The 22,095-nt window shown below is 71.4% G+C and carries 20 protein-coding genes; 9 read left to right on the forward strand and 11 right to left on the reverse strand.

Annotated elements, in window-relative coordinates:
- Positions 1 to 94: 94 nt before the first annotated feature.
- Positions 95 to 1,840, forward strand: a complete 1,746-nt coding sequence (gene lysS, locus VGK78_RS06220; RefSeq protein ID WP_331526654.1) for a lysine--tRNA ligase — start codon at positions 95 to 97, stop codon at positions 1,838 to 1,840.
- A gap of 115 nt (positions 1,841 to 1,955) precedes the next feature.
- Here lysS and VGK78_RS06225 read toward each other — a convergent pair whose 3' ends face one another.
- A complete protein-coding gene (locus VGK78_RS06225; RefSeq protein ID WP_331526655.1) occupies positions 1,956 to 2,369 on the reverse strand; it encodes a DUF3151 domain-containing protein in 414 nt (137 codons plus the stop codon).
- Between the two features lie 75 nt (positions 2,370 to 2,444).
- Here VGK78_RS06225 and VGK78_RS06230 point away from each other — a divergent pair, with 75 nt between their 5' ends.
- Positions 2,445 to 3,959 carry a DHA2 family efflux MFS transporter permease subunit gene (locus tag VGK78_RS06230; RefSeq protein WP_331526656.1) on the forward strand — a complete coding sequence of 505 codons (1,515 nt, stop codon included), beginning with the start codon at positions 2,445 to 2,447 and terminating at the stop codon, positions 3,957 to 3,959.
- Positions 3,960 to 3,981: 22 nt separating this feature from the next.
- On the opposite strand, the gene fbaA is transcribed toward VGK78_RS06230, so the two are convergent.
- Complete coding sequence (fbaA, locus tag VGK78_RS06235) at positions 3,982 to 5,025, reverse strand: class II fructose-bisphosphate aldolase (RefSeq protein WP_331526657.1); 1,044 nt, start codon at positions 5,023 to 5,025, stop codon at positions 3,982 to 3,984.
- A 122-nt stretch (positions 5,026 to 5,147) separates the two neighbouring features.
- Between fbaA and VGK78_RS06240 the strand changes: the two genes are divergently transcribed.
- From VGK78_RS06240 to VGK78_RS06250, 3 genes are all read left to right on the forward strand, one after another.
- Positions 5,148 to 5,597: a sigma factor-like helix-turn-helix DNA-binding protein gene (locus VGK78_RS06240; protein WP_331526658.1), complete on the forward strand. Its 450-nt coding sequence runs from the start codon at positions 5,148 to 5,150 to the stop codon at positions 5,595 to 5,597.
- Positions 5,594 to 6,475, forward strand: coding sequence for a hypothetical protein (locus VGK78_RS06245; protein ID WP_331526659.1), 882 nt, complete (start codon positions 5,594 to 5,596; stop codon positions 6,473 to 6,475). The genes VGK78_RS06240 and VGK78_RS06245 overlap by 4 nt, the downstream gene beginning before the upstream one ends.
- Positions 6,476 to 6,815: 340 nt before the next feature.
- Positions 6,816 to 7,577, forward strand: coding sequence for a septum formation family protein (locus tag VGK78_RS06250; RefSeq protein WP_331526660.1), 762 nt, complete (start codon positions 6,816 to 6,818; stop codon positions 7,575 to 7,577).
- Between the two features lie 6 nt (positions 7,578 to 7,583).
- Here VGK78_RS06250 and VGK78_RS06255 read toward each other — a convergent pair whose 3' ends face one another.
- Both VGK78_RS06255 and VGK78_RS06260 read right to left on the reverse strand, forming a co-directional pair.
- Positions 7,584 to 8,231 carry a TrmH family RNA methyltransferase gene (locus VGK78_RS06255; RefSeq protein ID WP_331526694.1) on the reverse strand — a complete coding sequence of 216 codons (648 nt, stop codon included), beginning with the start codon at positions 8,229 to 8,231 and terminating at the stop codon, positions 7,584 to 7,586.
- A 52-nt stretch (positions 8,232 to 8,283) separates the two neighbouring features.
- Positions 8,284 to 8,919 carry a maleylpyruvate isomerase N-terminal domain-containing protein gene (locus tag VGK78_RS06260; RefSeq protein ID WP_331526661.1) on the reverse strand — a complete coding sequence of 212 codons (636 nt, stop codon included), beginning with the start codon at positions 8,917 to 8,919 and terminating at the stop codon, positions 8,284 to 8,286.
- Positions 8,920 to 9,038: 119 nt separating this feature from the next.
- Between VGK78_RS06260 and VGK78_RS06265 the strand changes: the two genes are divergently transcribed.
- On the forward strand, positions 9,039 to 9,710 hold the full coding sequence (locus VGK78_RS06265; RefSeq protein ID WP_331526662.1) for a DedA family protein: 672 nt from the start codon (positions 9,039 to 9,041) through the stop codon (positions 9,708 to 9,710).
- 106 nt (positions 9,711 to 9,816) lie between these two features.
- On the opposite strand, the gene pyrE is transcribed toward VGK78_RS06265, so the two are convergent.
- A complete protein-coding gene (gene pyrE, locus VGK78_RS06270) occupies positions 9,817 to 10,350 on the reverse strand; it encodes an orotate phosphoribosyltransferase (RefSeq protein WP_331526663.1) in 534 nt (177 codons plus the stop codon).
- A gap of 18 nt (positions 10,351 to 10,368) precedes the next feature.
- On the opposite strand from pyrE, the gene VGK78_RS06275 reads away from it, so the two are divergent.
- The gene (locus tag VGK78_RS06275; RefSeq protein ID WP_331526664.1) at positions 10,369 to 11,349 is read left to right on the forward strand and encodes an NAD-dependent epimerase/dehydratase family protein; all 981 of its coding nucleotides are present in this window, start codon (positions 10,369 to 10,371) and stop codon (positions 11,347 to 11,349) included.
- Entirely contained in the window at positions 11,346 to 12,515 is a 1,170-nt protein-coding gene (locus VGK78_RS06280) for a pyridoxal phosphate-dependent aminotransferase (protein WP_331526665.1), read from the forward strand. The genes VGK78_RS06275 and VGK78_RS06280 overlap by 4 nt, the downstream gene beginning before the upstream one ends.
- Here VGK78_RS06280 and VGK78_RS06285 read toward each other — a convergent pair.
- On the reverse strand, positions 12,505 to 13,560 hold the full coding sequence (locus VGK78_RS06285) for a hypothetical protein (protein ID WP_331526666.1): 1,056 nt from the start codon (positions 13,558 to 13,560) through the stop codon (positions 12,505 to 12,507). The genes VGK78_RS06280 and VGK78_RS06285 overlap by 11 nt on opposite strands.
- Positions 13,561 to 13,591: 31 nt before the next feature.
- Here VGK78_RS06285 and mgrA point away from each other — a divergent pair, with 31 nt between their 5' ends.
- A complete protein-coding gene (gene mgrA, locus VGK78_RS06290; RefSeq protein WP_331526668.1) occupies positions 13,592 to 14,629 on the forward strand; it encodes an L-glyceraldehyde 3-phosphate reductase in 1,038 nt (345 codons plus the stop codon).
- Positions 14,630 to 14,748: 119 nt separating this feature from the next.
- Here mgrA and clpB read toward each other — a convergent pair whose 3' ends face one another.
- The 5 genes from clpB to grpE form a co-directional block, all read right to left on the reverse strand.
- Positions 14,749 to 17,337, reverse strand: coding sequence for an ATP-dependent chaperone ClpB (gene clpB / locus VGK78_RS06295; protein ID WP_331526669.1), 2,589 nt, complete (start codon positions 17,335 to 17,337; stop codon positions 14,749 to 14,751).
- 250 nt (positions 17,338 to 17,587) lie between these two features.
- Positions 17,588 to 19,618 carry a S8 family serine peptidase gene (locus tag VGK78_RS06300; RefSeq protein WP_331526670.1) on the reverse strand — a complete coding sequence of 677 codons (2,031 nt, stop codon included), beginning with the start codon at positions 19,616 to 19,618 and terminating at the stop codon, positions 17,588 to 17,590.
- Positions 19,619 to 19,720: 102 nt separating this feature from the next.
- On the reverse strand, positions 19,721 to 20,161 hold the full coding sequence (locus tag VGK78_RS06305; RefSeq protein WP_331526671.1) for a heat shock protein transcriptional repressor HspR: 441 nt from the start codon (positions 20,159 to 20,161) through the stop codon (positions 19,721 to 19,723).
- Positions 20,148 to 21,338, reverse strand: a complete 1,191-nt coding sequence (gene dnaJ, locus VGK78_RS06310; RefSeq protein WP_331526672.1) for a molecular chaperone DnaJ — start codon at positions 21,336 to 21,338, stop codon at positions 20,148 to 20,150. Before dnaJ ends, VGK78_RS06305 begins: the two co-directional genes overlap by 14 nt.
- 70 nt (positions 21,339 to 21,408) lie before the next feature.
- Positions 21,409 to 22,041, reverse strand: a complete 633-nt coding sequence (gene grpE, locus VGK78_RS06315) for a nucleotide exchange factor GrpE (RefSeq protein WP_331526673.1) — start codon at positions 22,039 to 22,041, stop codon at positions 21,409 to 21,411.
- Positions 22,042 to 22,095: the final 54 nt, after the last annotated feature.

A 22,095-nucleotide genomic window follows, 5' to 3' on the forward strand; every position in this document is an offset into this window, starting at 1 on the left:
GTCTCCGGCGTCCGGCTCGGGTGCGCTCTGCTCGCCGCGATAGCGTGGCGGCCCTCAGCCGTCGAGCACCCCACCGGGCAGGAGAGCCGCGTCGATGTCCCGATCGAAGCCGCAGGGCGAGCCGCATGACTGGGTGACCCGCGCCGCCGACGACGCGATCCGGCATCACGAGAAGTCGGGGGCCTCGGGTCCGGTCACCTGCTCGTCGGGGGCCTCGCCGTCGGGGCCGGTGCACCTGGGCAACCTGCGCGAGTTCCTGATGCCGCACTTCGTGGCCGACGAGCTGCGGCGCCGCGGCGTACCAGTTCGTCATCTCCATGTCTGGGACGACTACGACCGCTTCCGCAAGGTGCCCGCGGGAGTCGACCCGTCGTACGCCGACCACATCGGGCGGCCCTACTCGGCGATCCCCGACCCGTGGGGGTGCCACGCAACCTGGTCCGACCACTTCAAGGAGCCGATCGTCGCGGCCCTGCACGCGCTCGGCGTCGACATGGAGGAGATCTCGCAGTCCGAGCGCTACCGCTCCGGCGTCTACCGCGACGAGGTGCTGCGCGCCGTACGCCACCGCTCCGAGATCGACGCCGTCCTGGCCAGGTACCGCACCAGGAAGGCCGCCACCGACGCCGCCGCCGAGCTCACCGCCGACGAGACGGGTGACCACGCCGCCCAGGAGGCGGAGGCGATGGCGGACTCGGTGGCCAACGACGACGAGGACGCCGCCGAGGGCGAGAGCGGCGTCGGCTACTTCCCCTTCAAGCCCTACTGCCGCGACTGTGGCCGCGACACCACGACGGTCACGGCGTACGACGACGACACCACCGACCTGGCCTACACCTGCTCGGTCTGCGACTACCACGGCACCACCAACCTGGCGACGCAGGACGAGGGCAAGCTGGTCTGGAAGGCCGACTGGCCGATGCGCTGGGCCTTCGAGCACGTCGACTTCGAGCCTGCCGGCATGGACCACGCCACTCCGGGGTCGTCGTTCACCGTCGGTCACGAGCTGGTCGAGTCGGTGTGGGACTACCCGCGACCCGCCTGGTTCGGCTACGGCTTCGTGGGGTTCGCGGGCGTGCAGAAGATGTCGTCCTCCGCCGGCGGCGCGCCGACCGCGACCGACGCACTGCGCGTGCTCGAGCCGGGGATCCTGCGCTGGCTGTACGTGCGCCGGCAGCCCAAGCAGACCTTCGACATCGACTTCGGCCAGGAGGTCGTTCGCCTGTACGACGAGTGGGACTCGCTGGCGCGGAAGGCCGCCGACCCCGAACGCCGTGACGTCCAGGTGCTGGCCTACGAACGGGCCTCGGCAACGGCGACCGCGGGACGGTTGCCCACCCCCGAGGTCGTCGTACCCTTCCGGACGCTCTCCTCGGTCGCCGACGTGACGGCCGGCTCGGCCGACCAGATCAGCCGGATCGTGGGTCACATGGGACACGCGCACGACTCGGTCGACCAGCTCGAGCCGCGATTGTCACGAGCGATGGCATGGACCCGGGAGTTCGTGCCGGAGTCGGACCGCACCACCGTGCGCTCGGCGCCGGACGCCGTTGCGATCGAGGCGTTGTCGAGCCAGGAGCGGGAGTGGCTGGCGCTGCTGCTCCAGGGCTTGCAGGGAGACCTCGAGCTCGACGCCGTGACGTCGCTGGTCTACGGCGTACCCAAGCTCGCCCGCGGGATGTCGCTGGACGAGAAGCCGACCGACGAGGTGAAGGCGGACCAGAAGGAGTTCTTCCGGCTGCTCTACCACCTGCTCGTCGACGCCGAGCGCGGCCCGCGTCTGCCGACCCTGATCGTGGCGCTCGGCTCCGACCGGGTCCGGATGCTGCTGGGGGCCTGATCCGCCCGCTTGTAACGCCCTGTTATCCGCGCCCGGGCGCCGGCGCGGGGGCGCCGCCGAACAGGTAACAGGGCGTTACAAGCAACGACGGCGCGTGCCGGGCGGAGCCGGAGCCTCAGCCGAGCAGGGCGTCGGCGGCGGCGGGGCTGGAGTCGCGGAGGAACTCCGAGCAGCGCCGCCACTCGTCGTCCTCGCCGATGGCGCGCGCGGACAGGGCCAGGAGACCGAGGCAGCGCAGGAAGCCTCGGTTGGGCTCGTGCTCCCACGGCACTGGGCCGTGGCCCTTCCAGCCGTTGCGGCGCAGCAGGTCGAGGCTGCGGTGGTAGCCGACCCGGGCGTAGGCGTAGACGGTCACGTCGTCAGCCCCGGCCTCACGGGCGCGCTCCGCCAGCGCCGCCCAGGCGGCGGGCGAGGCCGGATGGCGGCGTACGACGTCGCCGGGGTCGTCACCGTGGGCGAGTTCGGCATCCGCCCGGTCGGCGGGTAGGTGCGTCGGCGGCGGGCCCGCCATCAGGTCGACATGACTCATGGATCCACCCTCTCAGACCGGAGGCCGCCCGAAATGGGTGGAATCACTGTCGGCGTCCGGGTGTTCACTTCTGTCATGGCCCAGCAGACCCCGACGCGCGATTCCATCCCCGCCGACGTGAGGCCGTGGCCCGCGCTGTTCGCGCTGTGCCTGGGGTTCTTCATGATCCTGATCGACACCACGATCGTGTCGGTTGCGACGCCGGCGATCATCGCCGACCTGCACGCCGACGTGAACAGCGTGGTCTGGGTGACCAGCGCCTACCTGCTGGCCTATGCCGTGCCGGTGCTGATCACGGGCCGGCTCGGCGACCGCTTCGGCCCGAAGAACCTCTACCTGATCGGCCTGACCGTCTTCACCCTCGCCTCGTTGTGGTGCGGGCTCACCAACAGCATCGGCATGCTGATCCTCGCCCGGGTGGTGCAGGGCATCGGGGCGTCCATGCTGACCCCTCAGACGATGTCGGTGATCACCCGGATCTTCCCCGCCGACCGTCGCGGCCAGGCGATGGCGCTCTGGGGTGCCACCGCCGGAGTGGCGATGCTCGTCGGCCCCGTGCTCGGCGGCATCCTGGTCGACGCCCTCGGCTGGGAGTGGATCTTCTTCATCAACGTGCCGGTCGGCGTGATCGGCTTCTTCCTCGCGATGCGCCTGGTGCCGCGCCTGGAGACCCACTCCCACCGCTTCGACTGGCTGGGCGTGGGCCTGAGCGGCGTGGGCATGTTCTTCCTGGTCTACGGCATCCAGCAGGGCCACAAGTACCACTGGAACGGGTGGGTCGTGGCCTCGATCGTCGCCGGAATCGTCGTGCTGGCGGCGTTCATCCTCTGGCAGGCGCGCAACCGGCGCGAGCCGTTGGTCCCGCTCCAGCTGTTCGCCGACCGGAACTTCTCGATCTCCAACTTCGCCATCTCTGCGCTGTCCTTCACCGCGACGGCGATGGGGTTCCCGATCATGCTCTACGCCCAGCTGGTGCGCGGCGACACTCCGCTGCGCGCAGCGCTGCTGCTGGTGCCGATGGCGATCATGACGATGGTGCTGGCGCCGGTCGTGGGCCGCTTCACCGACCGGGTCCACCCGCGAGTGCTGACCGGGGTCGGGTTCGCGATCACCGCGCTGGCCATCTACCTGCTCTCGCTCACCCTGACCCCGGACGGTGCTGCCTGGCACATCCTGGCCGCGATGACCCTGCTGGGGATCGGCATGGCCGGCCTCTGGGCGCCGCTCGCGGCGACCGCCACCCGCAACCTGCCGATGCGGATGGCCGGTGCCGGGTCGGGCGTCTACAACGCCACCCGCCAGGTGGGCGCCGTCCTCGGGTCGGCCGCGATCGCCGTCCTCATCGACTCGCGGCTCTCCGCTCACGGGCTCTCCGGAGGGGCCCGGGCCGAGACGGGCACCGTCCAGCAGCTGCCCGCCATCGTCCGCGACCCGTTCAGCCAGGCGATGTCCGACGCGATGCTGCTCCCCGTGGCGGTGCTGGTGCTCGGGCTGCTGTCCGTGCTCCTCTTCCAGCTCCCCCGCCACCTGTCGCCCCGCGAGCAGGCGCCGGCCGGGTCGGCCGAGGCTCCGGCGCCGGCGCTCGACTGATCCCCGTCGTCGCTGGACGCCCTCAGCGGAGGGTGTGGCCGGTGGAGGAGAGGTTCGAGCAGGCCTCGACGACCCTGGCGGCCATGCCGGCCTCGGCGGCCTTGCCCCACGCCCGAGGGTCGTAGGTCTTCTTGTCGCCCACGTCGCCGTCGACCTTCAGGACGCCGCTGTAGTGGGAGAACATGTGGTCCGCGACGGGACGGGTGAACGCGTACTGCGTGTCCGTGTCGACGTTCATCTTGACCACGCCGTAGGACACCGCGTCCGCGATCTCCTGCTCCGACGACCCGGAGCCGCCGTGGAAGACCAGGTCGAGCGGCAGTGAGCCCGGGCCGAAGCCCGACGAGGTGCCGTACTTCTCGATGATCGCGTCCTGCGCCTTCTTCAGGATCTCCGGGCGGAGCTTGACGTTGCCGGGCTTGTAGACGCCGTGGACGTTCCCGAACGTGAGTGCGGTGATGTAGCGCCCCTTGTCGCCCAGCCCCAGCGCCTCGACGGTCTCGAGGGCGTCCTGCGGGGTGGTGTACAGCTTCTCGTCGATCGCCCCCTCGACACCGTCCTCCTCACCGCCGACGACGCCTATCTCGACCTCGAGGATGATGTGCGCCGCCGCGCACTTCGCGAGCAGCTCCTGGGCGATCTCGAGGTTCTCCTCGAGGGGTACGGCGGAGCCGTCCCACATGTGGGACTGGAACAGCGGCCCCTCGCCTCGCGCCACTCGTTCTGCGCTGATGTCGAGCAGCGGCCGCACGAAGCCGTCCAGCTTGTCCTTGGGACAGTGGTCGGTGTGCAGGGCGACGTTGACGGGGTAGTTCTTGGCCACCTCGGCGGCGTAGGCCGCGAACGCGACCGAGCCGCTGACCATGTTCTTCACCGACGGGCCCGAGAGGTACTCCGCGCCGCCGGTCGAGATCTGGATGATCCCGTCGGACTCGGCGTCGGCGAAGCCCTTCAGTGCGGCGTTCAGGGTCTGTGACGACGACACGTTGATCGCCGGGAAGGCGAAGGTCTTCTCCTTCGCGGTGTCGAGCATCTGCGCGTAGATCTCGGGGGTGGCGACGGGCATCGGAGGCTCCTCGTGACACGGTGACCAGGCAGTTCCACCCTAACGGGACCGGCGGAGACAACCGACGGCCCGTTCAGCACGTACCACCGGTGAGGAGCGACAATCTCCCTGGAGGACCGGCGATGCGGGTGGAGGCACGCGAGGCGGCGTACGTCGAGTTCGTGACGGCGCGGCAGACCCACCTGCGCCGGGTCGCCTACGCGCTCTGCGGCGACTGGGTCCGCGCCGACGAGCTCCTGCACACCGCCCTCATCCGGCTGTACGCCGCGTGGCCCCGGGTGCAGCGGGACGGGACCGAGGAGGCCTACGTCCGGCGAGCGATCGTCCGCAGCGACCTCGACCGGGAACCCCGCTCGACGCCACCTCGCCCACCGCCCGAGCGTTCGGAACTGCTCGAGGCACTGCACGCCCTGCCGCCCATACAACGCAAGGTGGTCGTGCTCGAGCACTGGCTCGGGCTGACCGTCGAGGAGGTCGCCGAGGAGCTCGGGATCTCGACCCGCCGCGCGGCCACCTGCTCCTCGCGAGCCCTGATCGCCCTCCAGTATGTGCTGACCCGGGAGGACACGTGACGACGGACCTGGGCGACCGCCTGGAGCAGGCTCTCGGGGACGGGCCGCCTCACCGACCGGTCGAGGAGCACCTCGTGGCCGGCCGGCGCGCCGTACGCCGGCGCCGGAGGACGGCCACCGTCGGCGCGGCCGCCGCGCTGGTCGTCCTCGGGGTCGCTCCCGTCCTCCTCCAGCCCTCCTCCGGCGCGGGAGGCGGGGGGCCGGACCCGACCCCGCTCCCGACGCCGACCACGACGGAGGCCCCCACGCCCGTGCACCTCCTCGTGGCACCCGCGCGCTTCGTCAGTCCCGACACCCCGCCGGTCCTGTACCTGTACGGCCGGATGTTCAAGCGCGCCAGAGACGTGACGGTCCTCGGCACCTACGGCGAGATCGATGTCTCCGCCCATCCGAAGGGCGCTGCCATCGTGCGCGTCGGCGGCCGGACGCTCTGGGTCGTGGTCGTGGGCAACGAGCCGGAGCGGCTGGTCGTGGAGCGCGAGGCGCCGTACAACTACCAGGCGTTCATGGGCTGGGCCCAGGTGGAGTTCCCGATCCTCTCCGGGCGTCTCGCCCTGGCCGCGACCGCTCCCGGCCCCTACCAGCAGCCCGTCTCGGACGACGACTCACCGGCCGAGTACGTCGGCGACCTGCTCGTCGCGAAGCCCGGCGGCACCGTCGTCCAGCGCATCCACGACCCACTGGCCAACGCGCAGTCGGTCCCGCCCTGCCACGCCCAGGCTGTGCAGGTGCACACCGGCGACGGGGAGTGGTTCGTGGTGGGCTTCGACTGCCGCGGTGTCGGCGCGGTGTACTCCGAGCGCGTCGGGGTACGCGCCACGACCCTGTCCGCGTGGCTGCCGCGGGTGAAGAAGGTGCAGGACGCCTTCGTGGGCTGAACCGGTCACGCGGCCGGTGTCACGTCCTCCCGCCCGTCGGCCTCGTCCTCGACGGCGGTACGCCTGGGCCAAGGCCCCCGGCAGCGAGTGCCCGGCCGGCCCGCTCGCGACCGCCGCGGGCAGGTGCGACCCGGCGTACGCGTGGTACGCCGCGGCCCCGGCGGTGCGGAGGAGCGCGATGCCGAGCGCACCGGCCGAGCTCGCTCTACGCCTCCCACCAGGACCAGCGCCAGCGAGGACGTCCGACCCGGGTGAGGACGACGAACCCGGCGGCTCCGACGACCAAGGCGCCTGCCGACACCGCGACCGCTTAGCATGCGTCCGACCTCCAGGAGGACAGATGACGATGCTCGCCCCTCGGGTCCTGGCCGCAGCGGCCGCCCTGACCCTGACGGCGCTCGCGACGGCCGGCACGGCGTACGCCGCTGAGCAGCGTGCCGGCGAGCTGGCCGGGGGGCCGGCGGTCGGGGCCTGCAGCACGATGACCGCCGAGCAGGCCGCCGCCGCGATCGACCGGAGCACCGCCGTGCCCTGCTCCGAGAAGCACACCGCGCAGGTCGCCGGGGTCGTGCAGCTGCCCAGCGGCATGCAGTGGAGCGGGGCCAGCAGGGCGGATCTCTTCCGGGTGGTCGCGGGCCGATGTCTGCCCGAGGTGGCCGCGACCCTGGGTCGGGACACGAGGACGCGTGACTCCTCGGCGTACGACTACGTGTGGTTCGAGCCGAGCAAGCGGGAGCGCAGCCAAGGGGCGCGTTGGCTCAGCTGCTCGGTGATCCGGCCCAAGGCCGCCCTGCTGATCACGCTGCCCACGTCGAGGACGCCGTTCCTGGCCAGCGGCACGCTGCGGGACGGTCTCGCCCGGTGCATGACGAAGGCCGGCGACCGCACGCCGTGCTCCGCCGGCCACCTGTGGCGGGCGACCGGCACCTTCGTGGTTTCCGGCAGGTACCCCGGCCCGAAGGCGCTGAACCGGACCGCGACCAACCGGTGCCGCACCCGGGTCGCGGCGGGGAAGCCCTACCGCTGGACCTACGGAGACAAGGTGACCTGGAACGTCGCGCACGACCACGTCGTGGTCTGCTTCTCGAAGACCCGCAGCTGAGGTCTCTCAGCCCCGCCAGGCACTTTCGTGCGAGAGATCAGCGTGCACGCGGATCCACGAGTGCATGGCGATCGCCGCGGCTGCCGAGGCGTTGATCGACCGGGTCGACCCGAACTGCGCGATGGAGAGCGCGCCGTCGCAGACCTCGCGGGCGGCCGCGGAGAGCCCCGGACCCTCCTGCCCGAACAGGAAGCACACCCGCCGCGGCATCTCCATGGCCTCCAGGTGGGCCGAGCCCGGGAGGTTGTCGATGCCCAGCAGCGCCACCGGGCCGCCGGGATGCCCACGGAGGTACGCCGCGAGGTCGGCCACCGTCTCGTGGTGGCGGAGGTGCTGGTACCGGTCGGTGACCATCGCACCGCGGCGGTTCCACCGGCGGTTGCCGACGATGTGCACCTCGGCCGCCAGGAACGCGTTCGCGGTGCGGACGATCGTGCCGATGTTGAAGTCGTGGCGCCAGTTCTCGATCGCCACGTGGAAGTCGTGGCGGCGGGTGTCCAGGTCGGCCACGACCGCCTCCAACCGCCAGTAGCGGTACCGGTCGACCACGTTGCGCCGGTCGCCCTCGGCGAGCAGCCGCTCGTCGTACTCCTCGCCCGTGGGCCACTCCCCCACCCACGGGCCGACCCCGACCTCCTCCGGTCCGTGGGGCATCGGGTCGTACGGCGCCCGCTCCTCCTCGCCCTCGGTCCCCACGTCGTCCACGTCAGAACGCCGAGATCGACCGAGATGCCCGCTGCGGCCGGGCGAGCGCCCGCACGAGCGCCCACTGGCCGTGTCGACGGATCGCGACATCCGTCAGCAGACCGAGCACCGGCGTCACGACGTCGTCCGGGAAGTCCGGCGTCGTGACGTCGATGCTGGCTGCCAGGTCGTCGGAGTGGACGACGAGTTCGATCAGCCGCGTGAGCAGGAAGTCGTGCTCACTCAGCGACCATCCCTGCCACGGAACGAGCACCGGACCACGCCGGTCGGAGGCCAGCGCCTCGGCCAACCGCGGCTCCAGCTCGCCGACGAGTACACGCATGCTGTCGGGTCCTTCCGCAGCGATGACCTCGCTGTCGCGACGGATCTGCACGTTGGCCTCGTCGTCGTGGCCCGCGCTCACCCACGCCGCTCGCAGGTAGTGCTCCACGACGGGGATAGGCGCCTCCCCCGCCGGGGCACGCAGCAGTCGCTCGGCGTTGAACCACTGCGACACCAGGTGCCGCGCGAGCGCCCCGACGGACATGTCGGCACAGGCGCTCTCCTCCTGCCACCGCGCCTCGACCTCGGGGCTCAGGACCAGATCGGTCGCCACCTCGACAGCCGCGGCGAAGGGACCTCGCAACTCATGCTCCATGGCGGCGACGCTAGTGGAGAGCACGGCGGAGGGCATGGCGCCGGCGAGGCCGGAGCCGGGTCACGCCTGCACGGGCCGTCGATCAGGTTCCGGCCAGATGCTCTGGATAGGCTCGCACGGTGATCGGCCTGCAGCCCCTGCTCCTGGGCATCCCCTGGATGGACCCGCACTGGCTTCTGCAGAACTTCCACACGGAGTTCGTGTGGATCGGCCTCTTCATCGTGTTCATCGAGTGCGGGCTGTTCTTCCCGTTCCTGCCGGGCGACACCCTGCTGTTCTCGGTCGGTCTCTTCGTCGCCACCGATGAGCTCAGCCTGGCCAGCGGGCCCAACCTGCTGGGGCTGTTGGTCGGCTGCGTCGCCTTCACCGTCGCCGCGCTGCTCGGCAACATCGCCGGGTACGAGATCGGGCGCTGGATCGGCCCACCCGTGCGGCGCCACGACGGGAGGATCGTCAAGAAGAAGTACCTCGACCGGACCGTCGAGTTCTTCGAGAAGCACGGCAGTCAGGCGCTGGTCATCGGGCGCTTCGTGCCGTTCGTGCGGACCTACGTCACCCTGGTCGCCGGCGTCAGCGAGATGAACCGCTTCAAGTTCTGGCTCTGGAGCCTCGTCGGCGCCTTGCTCTGGGTCGTCAGCATCACCTGCCTCGGCTACTTCCTGGGCAGCACCTTCCCGTGGCTCAGCGACAAGATCGACTGGGTGATCCTCGGCCTGCTGGTGCTGACCGTGATCCCGATCGGCTTCGAGTGGCGTCGTCAGCGCCGCGAGGAGGCCGCAAGTCGGAGCTGAGCTCCCGACGTCCGCCCAGGAGCGGTGAGACAGGACCCCTTTCGGGTCGAAAACCGATCCCGGCTCACCGCTCCCGGCAGAAACCCGAGACGGGGACGTACGTCGCTCAGACGCGGACGGCGTCGAGGTCGGCCTTGGTCAGCACCGAGCGGATCGCGAGTCCCACGTCGGCGAGCGGGTTGTCGTGCCCCGGTGAGCGGTCGATCGCGCACACCACCGTGCCGACGGTCGCACCCGCCTCCCGGAGCGCCACCGCCGCGTTGCGGACCGCTCCCCCGGTCGTGATCACGTCCTCGATCAGGGTGACCGTGCGACCCGAGACGTCGGGGCCCTCCGCCAGCTTGCAGGTGCCGTAGGTCTTCGCCTCCTTGCGGACGAAAAGTGCCGGGATCCGCGACCGGGCACTGACCACCGTCACGATCGGGATGCCGCCCATCTCGAGCCCCCCGAGCAGGTCGGTGCCGGCCGGCAGGAGCGGCACCATCGCGGCGGCGACCCTGGCCAGGAGGTCGGGGTCGGTCTCGAACAGGTACTTGTCGAAGTACTCGCTCGCGACCTGCCCGGAGCGCAGGGTGAACTCGCCGGTGAGGCGGCAGGCCGCGTCGATGTCACGAGCCAGGGCGGCGTCGGGCTGGTCCATGTGGCCTACTCTCGCAGGATGCGGATCCTGATCATCGGCGGCACTCGTTTCGTCGGGCACGCGATGGCGGAGGCGGCGCTGGACGCCGGCCACGACGTGAGCCTGCTGCATCGCAACGCCACCGACGAGCTGCCCAAGGCCACCCACCTGCTGGCCGACCGCAACGGCGACCTCTCGGTGCTCGACGGACTGAGCTTCGACGCGACGATCGACGTCTGCGCCTACGTGCCCGGCCAGGTACGCCGGCTCCACGACGCGCTCGGGGAGCGAGGCGGGCACCACCTCTTCGTCTCGACGGTCTCGGTCTACCAGGAGCCCGACGGCCCAGGGGCCGACGAGGACTCGCCGCTCTTCCCGGAGGCACCGGAGGACGCCAGCGAGGTCACCAACGACACGTACGGGCCGTTGAAGGTCACCTGCGAGCGCATCGCCCAGGAGCTGTACGGCGCCGACGGACTCGCGATCATCCGGCCGACGTACGTCGTCGGGCCGCGCGACATGACCGCGCGCTACCCGTGGTGGCCGCTGCGGGCCGCGCGGGGAGGGCCGATGATCGCACCGGGCCCGGCGGAGGCGCCGATGCAGTGCATCGACGCCCGGGACATGGGCGCGTGGACGGTCCGCCTGGCGGAAGGCCGGGTGACCGGTGCGTTCACCGCGGCCCGGCCGCGCACGACGTTCGGCGCCATGCTCGACGAGACCCTCGAGGCGATCAACAGCGACGCCCGGCTGGTGCAGGTCGACGGCGACTGGCTGGTCGGGCAGGGCGTCGACGGGCTACAGCTGCCGCTCTGGACCGAGGGGAGCCCCGAGTTCTCGCTGGCGATGGGCACCGGGCGCGCGGAGGCGGCCGGGCTGACGCACCGCCCGTTCGCCGAGACGGTCGTCGACACCCTCGCCTGGGCCGAGGCGAACCCCGACCAGTCGACGAACCCGCAGTGGGGGATGCCCGCCCAGCGCGAGCAGCAGCTCCTGGAGGCGTGGGCCGGGCAGGCATGAGACTCGCCCACCGCCTCGACGGCATCCCGCCGACGGTCTTCACCGCGATGTCGGCGCTGGCCCTGCGCACCGGCTCGGTCAACCTCGGGCAGGGCTTCCCGGACGTCGACGGCCCGGCCTCGGTGCTGGCCGCGGCCGAGCGGGCGCTGCGTGAGGGGGCGAACCAGTACGCCCCCGGTCCCGGCGTACCCGCACTCCGGCAGGCCATCGCCCGGCACCAGCAGCGTCACTACGGCCTCGAGCTCGACCCCGACCGCCAGGTCGTGGTGACCACCGGTTGCACCGAGGCCGTCGCGGCCTCGCTGCTCGCCCTGGTGGACGCGGGCGACGAGGTCGTCGTGCTCGAGCCCTACTACGACTCCTACGTCGCGATGCTCCAGATGTGCGGAGGCGTACGCCGACCGGTCACCCTCCGCGCGCCGGACTTCCGCCTCGACGTCGACGAGCTGCGGGCGGCCGTCACGCCGCGCACGCGGTTCGTGCTGCTGAACTCGCCGCACAACCCGACCGGCACCGTGCTGACCCGCGCCGAGCTCCAGGCCGTCGCCGACCTCGCCATCGAGCACGACCTGGTCGTGATCACCGACGAGGTCTACGAGCACCTGACCTTCTCCGACGACGGCACGCCCCACGAGCACGTGCCGATCTCGACGCTGCCGGGGATGTTCGAGCGGACGCTCACCCTCTCGAGCGCCGGCAAGTCCTACAGCCTGACCGGCTGGAAGGTGGGCTGGGCCACCGGTCCGCCGGAGCTCGTCTCCGCGGTCCTCGCTGCGAAGCAGTGGATGTCGTTCACCTCCGGCGCACCCCTGCAGCCCGCGATCGCGACGGCCCTGGACGAGGAGCCGGACTGGCCCCGCGCTCTGGCCCGGGACCTCCAGGCGCGACGCGACCTGCTGTGCGACGGACTGGCGAAGCTCGGTCTCGACGTACGCCGTCCGGAAGGGACCTACTTCGCCGTCACCGACATCTCGTCGCTGGGGTGGAAGGACGGTATGGAGTTCTGCCTGGCGCTGCCCGAGCGGGCCGGCGTCGTCGCGATTCCGACGCAGTCGTTCCACGACAGCGATGCGGGCGACCAGGTCGTGCGCTGGACCTTCTGCAAGGAGAGCAGCGTGCTCGAGGAGGCGCTCGCCCGGCTGGCCGCGTCGGACCTCAGCGGCTGAGCAGCCAGCCCCGGACCTCCGGCCGCACCAGCAGCACGAAGGTCACGACGGCGGCCGCGAACGGCACCAGCACCAGGAGAAAGCCGAGCATCCCCAGCAGGCTCAGCATCGCGACGCCGGCCGTGGAGGCGAGCAGCGCGTACCACGCCCACCGGTACCCGAGGAACAGCAGCAGCGCGAGGACCGCGGCCACCAGCGACCAGAGGATCACCACCGATCCCGTCACGTAGCCGATCACGAGCAGGTCGTGGTCGGTGAGCCCCCGCTCGGCCAGCTGCGGGTCCTGGTCGTGCATCCGGTCGAGCACGGCTCGTGAGTCGGCCGCCAGGACCAGAAGCGAGGCGGCCATCAGGACCGCCGTCATCGCGCAGAACGTCCAGGTGATCAGGCAGGCGGTGAGTAGCGCGTTCGGTCGCGCGGGCACCGGCCGGCGGGTGACGTCGTACGTCGACCTCTGCGGCGGTGCCCATCCCGGGGGTGAGCTCGAGGGCCACGTTGGGGCCTGCGCGTGGGGTGGCGGCTCCTGCCGCGGGGGTGGTGGGACGGGCTCCGAGACCTGGCTGGGCGGCCGTGCCGCAAAGGGGTCGGGACGCTGACCGACCGGTGTCCCCGCGGCGTCCTGGAACCAGGTCCGGGCGGAGCCGAACCACAGCGTCCCCACCGCGGCGGCCACGCCGGAGGAGAAGATGCCGTCGGCCGCGAGACCGGCCAGGAACATGGGCACGGCCAGCACCGTCATCGCGAGCCGCGCTCCGCGGCTGCGACGCAGGGTCTGGAACCCCAGCACCGCGATCGAGGTCGCGCACGCCGCGGCGACCATCGAGACGGCCTTCACCGCGACGATGAGGCCGGACACGGTCGCACCGCTGCTCTTCAGCAGCGGGACGTCGAGCCACGAGCGCAGCGCGTCGCGGCTGTCGAGCGTGTACAGGCCGGCGATCCGGTCCCACACCGCGAGCACGACGAAGACCGACCCGAGCATGGCGATCACGCACGCAACGGTCACCTGCGGCGGTCGGGCGTCGGTGCTCGAAGGGTCGCTCACGGCGTCCATTGCATCACGGCAGGATGGCCCCATGAGCATCCCCACGAGCTACCAGGCAGCGGCCACCCGCTACGACAGCACGGACTACCGACGTACGGGCCGCAGCGGTCTGCAGCTGCCCCCGCTGTCGTTAGGGCTGTGGCAGAACTTCGGCGACGACCGGCCCGAGGAGGTGCAGCGAGCGATCCTCCGCCGTGCGTTCGACCGTGGGGTGACGCACTTCGACCTCGCCAACAACTACGGGCCGCCGTACGGCCGCGCCGAGGAGAACTTCGGGCGCTGGATGCGTGAGGACTTGGCGCCGTACCGCGACGAGCTGGTCATCTCGACGAAGGCCGGCTACGACATGTGGCCGGGGCCGTACGGCCAGGGCGGCGGGTCGCGGAAGTACCTGCTCTCCTCGCTCGACCAGTCGCTGGCGCGGATGGGGCTGGAGTACGTCGACATCTTCTACAGCCACCGCTTCGACCCCGACACCCCGCTCGAGGAGACGATCGGGGCGCTCGACCGGGCCGTGCGTTCCGGACGGGCGCTGTACGCCGGCATCTCGTCGTACTCCGGCGCGAAGACCAGGGAGGCGGCGACGATCGCCCGCGAGCTGGGCACGCCGCTGCTGATCCACCAGCCGTCGTACTCGATGCTCAACCGGTGGATCGAGCGGGACCTGCTCGACGAGCTCGAGGAGCAGGGCATGGGATGCATCGTGTTCAGCGCGCTGGCCCAGGGGCTGCTCACCGACCGCTACCTCGACGGCGTACCCCCCGACTCGCGGGCCGCCCGCCCCGACTCGTCGCTGACCGGGCTCGAGGACGACGTGCTCGACCGGGTGCGGGCCCTCAACGACCTCGCCGGGCGCCGCGGGCAGAAGCTCGCCCAGCTGGCGCTCCAGTGGGCCCTGCGGGACTCCCGCGTGACGTCGGTGGTGATCGGCGCGTCGAGTGTCGAACAGCTGGACACCAACCTCGACGCGCTCTCGTTCCCGGCCCTCAACGACGACGAGCTGGCCGAGATCGACCGGTACGCCGTGGAGTCCGGGATCAACCTGTGGGCGCGATCCGCCGAGGAGTGACCGGGCCTGGCGGGTCTTCAGAATTCCCCGCCTGAGCGGGGAATTCTGCACTTGTTGGCCCAGATTTACCCCCACAAGTGTCGAAGTCCCCGCCTGAGCGGGGAACTCGCGCCCCCCGGTCAGGCCGGAGTCAGCACCAGCTCGCCGTCGCGGACGTCGACGGTCACCTTCCCGCCGTCGGTGACCTCGCCGCTGATCAGCAGCCGGGCGAGCCGGTCGCCGATCGCGGTCTGGATGAGCCGTCGCAGCGGGCGGGCGCCGTACGCCGGGTCGTAGCCGGTCTCGGCCAGCCAGGCCCGCGCGGAGTCGGTGACGTCGATGGTGATCCGCCGCACGGCCAGCCGCTTCTCCAGCAGCGACAGCTGCAGGTCGACGATGTGCGCCAGCTCGTCCTTGGTCAGGGCGTCGAAGACGACGATCTCGTCGAGCCGGTTCAGGAACTCGGGCTTGAACGACGCCCGCACCACCGACAACACCGACTCGCGCTTGGTGGCGGGTTCCAGGGTCGGGTCGACCAGGAAGTTCGAGCCGAGGTTGGAGGTCAGGATCAGCAGGGTGTTCCGGAAGTCCACCGTCCGGCCCTGACCGTCGGTCAGCCGCCCGTCGTCCAGCACCTGCAGCAGGATGTCGAAGACCTCCGGATGGGCCTTCTCGACCTCGTCGAGCAGGACGACGGAGTACGGGCGCCGGCGCACCGCCTCGGTGAGCTGACCGCCCTCGTCGTACCCGACGTAACCGGGAGGCGCGCCGACGAGCCGCGCCACCGAGTGCTTCTCGGAGTACTCGCTCATGTCGATGCGGACGATCGCCCGCTCGTCGTCGAACAGGAACTCCGCCAGCGACTTGGCCAGCTCGGTCTTGCCGGTGCCGGTCGGGCCGAGGAACAGGAACGACCCGGTCGGCCGGTTCGGGTCGGAGATCCCGGCCCGGGAGCGGCGTACGGCGTCACTCACCGCACGCACCGCCTCGAGCTGTCCGATCAGGCGCTGTCCGATCACGTCCTCCATCTCGAGCAGCTTGGCGGTCTCGCCCTGGAGCAGCTTGCCGGTCGGGATGCCGGTCCAGGCCTCGACGACCTCGGCGATCTGCTCGGCGCCGACCTCCTCGCCGACCAGCGGCTCGACGTCCGCCTTCTCCGCCGCGACGACCGCCTCGAGCTTCTTCTCCAGCTCGGGGATCGACTCGTAGCGGATCTTGGACGCGCCCTCGAGGTTGCCCTCACGCAGCATCTTGTCCGCCTCGATCCGGAGCTGGTCGAGCGCCCGCCGGATCTCGCCCTCACCTTCGAGAGACGCCTTCTCCTGCTCCCACCGGGCCTCGAGCCCGCGCAGCTGCTCCTCGGAGTCGGCGAGGTCGGCACGCAGTCGCTCCAGCCGCTCCTGGGAGGCGGCGTCCGTCTCCTTCTCGAGCGCGAACTCCTCCATCTTCAGCCGGTCGACGGTACGCCGGAGCTGGTCGATCTCCTCCGGCGACGACTCGATCTCCATCCGCAGCCGCGCCGCCGACTCGTCGATCAGGTCGATCGCCTTGTCGGGCAGCTGCCGGCCGGTGATGTAGCGGTCGCTCAAGGTCGCCGCCGCGACCAGGGCCGCGTCGGTGATGCGGACGCCGTGGTGCGCCTCGTACTTCTCCTGGATGCCGCGCAGGATCTGGATCGTGTCCTCGACCGACGGTTCACCCACGAAGACCTGCTGGAATCGGCGCTCCAGGGCCGGGTCCTTCTCGATCCGCTCGCGGTACTCGTCGAGCGTCGTCGCGCCGATCATCCGCAGCTCGCCGCGGGCCAGCATCGGCTTGAGCATGTTGCCGGCGTCCATCGCCGAGTCGCCACCGGCACCGGCGCCGACGACCGTGTGCAGCTCGTCGATGAAGGTGATCACCTGGCCGCCGGAGTCCTTGATCTCCTCCAGCACGGCCTTGAGCCGCTCCTCGAACTGACCGCGGTACTGCGCGCCCGCGACCATCGCCGCCAGGTCGAGCGAGAGCAGCCGTCGGCCCTTCAACGAGTCCGGTACGTCGCCGGCGACGATCCGCTGCGCGAGCCCTTCGACGACGGCCGTCTTGCCGACGCCCGGGTCGCCGATCAGGACCGGGTTGTTCTTGGTGCGCCGCGAGAGCACCTGGATCACCCGCCGGATCTCCGCGTCGCGGCCGATCACCGGGTCGAGCTTGCCCTCCTCCGCGGCCTGGGTCAGGTCGAGGGAGTACTTCTCCAGGCTCTCGTACGTCGACTCGGCCTCGGGACTCGTCACCCGGCGGTTGCCGCGCAGAGCCGTCAGCCCCTCACGCAAGCCGTCGGCGGTCAGACCCGCGTCGGCCAGCAGCTTGCGGGCGCCGGACTCGACGGTCGCCAGACTGATCAGCAGGTGCTCGGTGGCGACGTAGTCGTCCTTCATCGAGGCCGCCAGGTCGATCGCCCCCGCCAGCACGCGGGTCAGCGCCGGAGACGCCGCCGGCTGCTGCACGGTCGCGCCGCTGGCCTTCGGCAACGACTGCAGTGCGCCCTCCGCCTGCGCGGCGAGTGACGCGGCGTCGGCGCCGGCCTTGCCCACCAGCTGGCGCGCCGTACCGTCGGCCTCGCGCAGCAGCGCGGCCAGGAGGTGGATCGGCTCGGTCTGGGTGTTGCCCGCCGTGGTGGCGGCGAGCTGGGCGGTCTCGATCGCCTCCCGGCTGCGCGTCGTGAACTTCTCGGCCCCGAACTGGCTCATCTGGTTCCTTTTCCGCTGGTTGAGGAGGTCCTGCAGCGACCGTCTCGAAACCAGCGCGGCACGGCCCTGCGAGGACCACTGTGGCCCTCATCTGAGACAACGATCCAGAAGTTGAGTCGATTCCCCTCAACCTTGAGTTTTCTCCGGGCGCGCGCGTGACGTCGCCGCAACTGGCCTACGGACGGCGCCCCATCGGTGCTTCACGCGTCGTCCGTGGGCCAGTTCGTCGAACCCGGCGATCGAACCGACGTCAGCGGTGCTTCACCACTGCGACCGTCACCGTGTCGGTCGCCGTGAGGCCACCGTCATCGGTCACGGTGAGGGTGAACGTGTACGTCCCGATCCCCCGCATCAGCGTGAGCGTCGAACCGGAGCCGACCGCGACTCCGCCCAGGCTCCAGGTGTAGGCGGTGACCGTACCGTCGGGGTCGGAGGAACCTCGGCCGTCCAGCGTGAAGGAGCCGAGTCCGGTCTTCTTGTTCGCAACGACCCTCTGGTCGGGCCCGGCGTTGGCGACGGGAGGCTGGTTCTCGGGCGGAGGTGGTGGCGAGGACGTCCCGACCGGGCCCTGGGAGACGTCGACCGACACGGTGCCGCCCTGGCCGTAGTTCGGATCCCCGGTGAACGCGTAGGCGTGCAGCGTGTACGTGCCGGCCGCGGTCGGGGTGTACCCGATCGTCTCCTGCCGGCCGACCCCGCAGGAGAGGCCGTCGAGGGCGCACTCGCTGGTCGCCAGCACGGCGCCCGTCGGTGACTCCAGCTGCATGTCGATGTCGGGGGTCCACTCGACGTACAGGCAGCCGAAGTAGCACAGTGCCTGCCCGTTCACCGTCATCGTGACCGCGATCGGGACCCCGATCCCGTTCGTCGGGACCGTGATCGGCACGTCGACGGCGCCGTTGTCGGGCACCGTGAGCACCTGGTGTCTCTGCTGAGGGAACGCCGTGTGCAGCACCGGCAGGTCGCCCGCCAGCGTGCTGACCAGGCCCCGGACGTCGACCAGACCTGCGCCGTACTCGTTGTCGGCGCCGGCGGCCCCGACGTCCAGCGCCGTGGAGGTGAGCGCGGCCCGGATCTGCGCCGGGGTGGCCGTCGGTGCGACCTGGCGCGCGAGCACCGCCGCGCCGGCGACGTACGGCGTGGCCATCGACGTCCCACTGAGGGTGACGTAGCCACTGGTCGTCCCGGCCTGCGCCGCTGTCACGCTGACACCCGGGCCTGAGATGTCGGGCTTGGTGCGGCCGTCGACGGTCGGGCCGCGACTCGAGAACGCGGCCAGCCAGATGCCGTCGTCGTGGCGGTCGGTCCCGGCCGGGCTGGAGTAGTCGGAGACGGCCCCGACGGTGATCGCGCCGGTGGCGGTGCCGGGCGCGTTGATCGTCTCCGGCATGTCACCGCTGTTGCCGGCCGCGACCACGACGACCTTGCCGGCGGTGACAGCCGCGTCCACGGTCTGGCTCACCGCGTCCGTCCCGTCGCCTCCCGCGGTGTCGCCCAGCGACATCGAGATCACGCCGACGCCGGACTGGCCGGCGCACCACTGCACGCCCGCCGCCACCACGTCGTTGGGACCCGAGCCGGAGGAGTCCAGGACCTTGGCGGCGTACAGGGTGGCCCCCGGCGCGACCCCGACGAACGTCGCCGCACTCGGGCCGCCCACACCGTCACCGGCCGCGATGCTCGTGACGTGGGTGCCGTGGCCCTGGTCGTCGTACGCCGTGGTCCGGCCGTTGATGAAGTCCTTGAACGTGACGGTGCGCGGCGCGATCTGCTCGTGGTTCGGGTCGACCCTCGTGTCCACGACGCAGAGACCGACGCCCGCACCGGTGGTGCCGGGGTGGTCGGCCGGGACGGCGGCCGCGCCGAAGTCGTGGTTGGTGCCGTCGTCGAGCGCGTGCATCGTGGTCACCGGCTCGATCCGGCGGACGCCCGGGACCCGCGCCAGTGCCCTGACCTGACCCGCCGTCATCGAGGCGGAGAACCCGTGGATGAGCCAGAGCCGGTGCCGCAGACGCACCTGCCCGACCGCCCTCTCGGCGGCGGCGAGGTCGGTGCCGGTCACGATGACGCGCAGCCGCTGCCCGGCGGCAACGTGAGCGAGACGGCGGTCGAGCCGGTCGTCGATCCGGTTGCCGTTGCGGTCCTGGTCGGCGAGGGCCTGGACGCGCGATGCCGGCGCGGGCACCTCGGCGCGGGGCGACGGTCCGGTGGTGGCCGAGGACATCCCGGCCGGGAGGGCGATCGCCACCGCGGTGGCGAGGGACAGGCCAACCGCGCGCATCCGCACCATGACTGCGCCTCCAGCTCGGGAGACCCGAGAACCGGGATCAGGCTAGGACCGGGCCCGGACGCCGTCCATAGCACGCACGGGCCCCCACGTCGTTCAGCGGCCGGTGTCGCGTCGCCAGACCACGACCGCCGAGCCCGGCGTGGGCTCGCGCAGCGCCGGCAGCTTGTTCGGGCCGGTACGCCGGGTGGTTGCGGACGAGATGGCGCCGCGCAGCGCCTCGCGGGTGGCGGCGAGATCGGCCCGGAGCTCCTCGTTGCGCGCCTGGAGCGCCGCCACCTGGTGCTCGAGCTCGAGGATGCGGCGTACTCCCTCGATGCCGACGCCACCCGCGGTGAGCGACGCGATCTCGCGGAGCAGCTCGATGTCGCGGTGGCTGTAGCGCCGGCCGCCCCCACCGGTGCGGCCCGGCATGATCAGGCCCATCCGCTCGTAGGACCTCAGGGTCTGCGGGTGCAGTCCGGACAGCTCGGCGGCCACCGAGATCACGTAGACAGCGGCGTCGGGACTCGGCACCCGCGGCTCACGGCGAGGCATCGGAGACCCGCTCGAAGAGGTTGGCGCGCAGCGTGCCGTCGACGCCGGCTGCGCGGTAGCCGGCGATGGCCTCGCGTGCCGCGTCGTTCAGACGCGCCGGCACTTGCACCTGCACGGTGGCGAGCAGGTCGCCCTTCGTGCCGTCCTTCTTGGTGGCACCCCGGCCGCGGACGCGGAAGGTGCGGCCGTTCGGCGTGCCGGCCGGGATCTTGAGGGTGACCGCGCTGCCGCCGAGGGTCGGGATCTTGATCTCGGCGCCGAGCGCGACCTCGTCGAAGGACACCGGCACGTCGAGCGTGAGGTTGTCGCCCTTGCGGGCGAACAACCGGTGCGGCGTGACCTTCACGGTGACGAAGAGGTCACCGTTGGCGCCGCCGTTCTCACCGGCCCCGCCCTTGCCGCGCAGGCGGATGCGCTGGCCGTCCTTCACCCCCGCCGGGATACGGGCCTGGATGGTGCGTGCCGACGTCCCGCGGCCGGAGCCGTGGCAGGTGGGACAGGCCTCGTCGTAGATCAGCTGACGCCCGCCGCAGCGCGGACAGGTCTCGTTGATCGAGAAGCCGCCGCCGCTGGAGTTCACGATGAAGCCGGCGCCCTCGCACTCCGGGCAGATGTGCGGCTGGGTGCCGGGCTTGCCGCCGGTGCCGCGGCAGTCGGGGCAGGCCGTGTCGGAGGTCAGGCGGAGGCTGATCGTGACGCCCTCGAGCGCGTCGGTGAAGCCGATGGTGGCGTTGCTCTCGACGTCGGCCCCCCGGACCGGTCGGGTGCGTGACCGCTGGCCGCCGCCCCGGCCGCCGAAGATGTCGCCGAACAGGTCACCGAACCCGCCCGCCCGGTCGCGGAGCAGGTCGCCGAGGTCGAAGCCGACCCCGCCGCCCTCCTGGCCGCCCGGGAAGCCGCCGCGGAACCCGCCTCCTTCGTAGAGGCGCCGCACCTCGTCGTACTTCTGGCGCTTCTCCTCGTCGCCGATGACGTCGTACGCCTCGGCGACGGCCTTGAACTTTTCGTGCTTGGCCCGGCTGTCGGCCGAGTCGCCGGGGTTGGAGTCGGGGTGGTTGGCGCGGGCGAGCTTGCGGTAGGCCTTCTTGATGTCGGCCTGGGTCGCCTTCTTGTCCACGCCCAGGACGGCGTAGTAGTCCTTCGTCGCCCAGTCGGCGCGGATGCCGGTCTCGCTCACGGTTCCCTCCCCTCTCCAGTGTGGTTCGTGTGTGGTGGCCGCCCGCGGAGTTCGGGCCGGGTGGTCTCGCTCAGCTGCCGGCCGGGTCGACGACCAGCACCTGAGCCGCCCGCACCACGCGCTCGCCGATCCGGTAGCCCGCCTTGGCGATCACCTTGCAGGTGGTCACCTCGACCTCGGCGTCCTCGCCGATGTGGCTGAGGGCCTCGTGGATGCGCGGGTCGAAGGCGTCGCCGGGAGCGCCGTACTTGACCAGCCCGGCGTTGGCCACCACCCGCTCCAGCTGGTCGGCGACCGCCGAGAAGCCCTGCTCGAGCTCGCTCCCCAGAGATCGGGCGGACTCGCGGGCCCGGTCGATGGTGTCGAGGACCTCGACGATGGGGGCGAGCGCGGTATACGTCGCGTTCTCACGGACCAGCTCCCGGTCGCGGTCGACCCGGCGCTTGTAGTTGAGGTACTCCGCCTGCAGCCGCTGCAGGTCCGCCGTGCGCTCGGCCAGTGCCAGCTCGAGCTGCTCGGCGTCCGGTGCGGCGGCAGGCGCGGTGTCCTCACCGGACTCCACGTCCCGCAGGTCGGCGGGCTCCAGCGGAGCACCTTCCTCGAGCATGTTGTCCACGCCGCTGATGTCGTCGGTGCGCGGGCGCTCCTCCGGAGTGGGCGTGTCGGTCTGTGCTGCGTGCCGGGGGGTCACGGGCTCGTCCACCTCGGTCTCGTTGGCCATCTCGGAAGCGGCGTCACCGAACGAGTGGGTCGGAGG

It is taken from the genome of Nocardioides sp. (assembly GCF_036503465.1).
In the GTDB taxonomy this organism is placed as follows: domain Bacteria; phylum Actinomycetota; class Actinomycetes; order Propionibacteriales; family Nocardioidaceae; genus Nocardioides.

What these genes read in the sequence shown, in the direction of transcription:
- lysS (WP_331526654.1), top strand. Translation starts at nt 95, where the DNA reads ATGTCCCGATCGAAGCCGCAGGGCGAGCCGCATGACTGGGTGACCCGC.
- VGK78_RS06225 (WP_331526655.1), bottom strand. Translation starts at nt 2,369, where the DNA reads ATGAGTCATGTCGACCTGATGGCGGGCCCGCCGCCGACGCACCTACCC.
- VGK78_RS06230 (WP_331526656.1), top strand. Translation starts at nt 2,445, where the DNA reads ATGGCCCAGCAGACCCCGACGCGCGATTCCATCCCCGCCGACGTGAGG.
- fbaA (WP_331526657.1), bottom strand. Translation starts at nt 5,025, where the DNA reads ATGCCCGTCGCCACCCCCGAGATCTACGCGCAGATGCTCGACACCGCG.
- VGK78_RS06240 (WP_331526658.1), top strand. Translation starts at nt 5,148, where the DNA reads ATGCGGGTGGAGGCACGCGAGGCGGCGTACGTCGAGTTCGTGACGGCG.
- VGK78_RS06250 (WP_331526660.1), top strand. Translation starts at nt 6,816, where the DNA reads ATGACGATGCTCGCCCCTCGGGTCCTGGCCGCAGCGGCCGCCCTGACC.
- VGK78_RS06255 (WP_331526694.1), bottom strand. Translation starts at nt 8,231, where the DNA reads ATGCCCCACGGACCGGAGGAGGTCGGGGTCGGCCCGTGGGTGGGGGAG.
- VGK78_RS06260 (WP_331526661.1), bottom strand. Translation starts at nt 8,919, where the DNA reads ATGGAGCATGAGTTGCGAGGTCCCTTCGCCGCGGCTGTCGAGGTGGCG.
- pyrE (WP_331526663.1), bottom strand. Translation starts at nt 10,350, where the DNA reads ATGGACCAGCCCGACGCCGCCCTGGCTCGTGACATCGACGCGGCCTGC.
- VGK78_RS06275 (WP_331526664.1), top strand. Translation starts at nt 10,369, where the DNA reads ATGCGGATCCTGATCATCGGCGGCACTCGTTTCGTCGGGCACGCGATG.
- VGK78_RS06280 (WP_331526665.1), top strand. Translation starts at nt 11,346, where the DNA reads ATGAGACTCGCCCACCGCCTCGACGGCATCCCGCCGACGGTCTTCACC.
- mgrA (WP_331526668.1), top strand. Translation starts at nt 13,592, where the DNA reads ATGAGCATCCCCACGAGCTACCAGGCAGCGGCCACCCGCTACGACAGC.
- clpB (WP_331526669.1), bottom strand. Translation starts at nt 17,337, where the DNA reads ATGAGCCAGTTCGGGGCCGAGAAGTTCACGACGCGCAGCCGGGAGGCG.
- VGK78_RS06300 (WP_331526670.1), bottom strand. Translation starts at nt 19,618, where the DNA reads ATGCGCGCGGTTGGCCTGTCCCTCGCCACCGCGGTGGCGATCGCCCTC.
- VGK78_RS06305 (WP_331526671.1), bottom strand. Translation starts at nt 20,161, where the DNA reads ATGCCTCGCCGTGAGCCGCGGGTGCCGAGTCCCGACGCCGCTGTCTAC.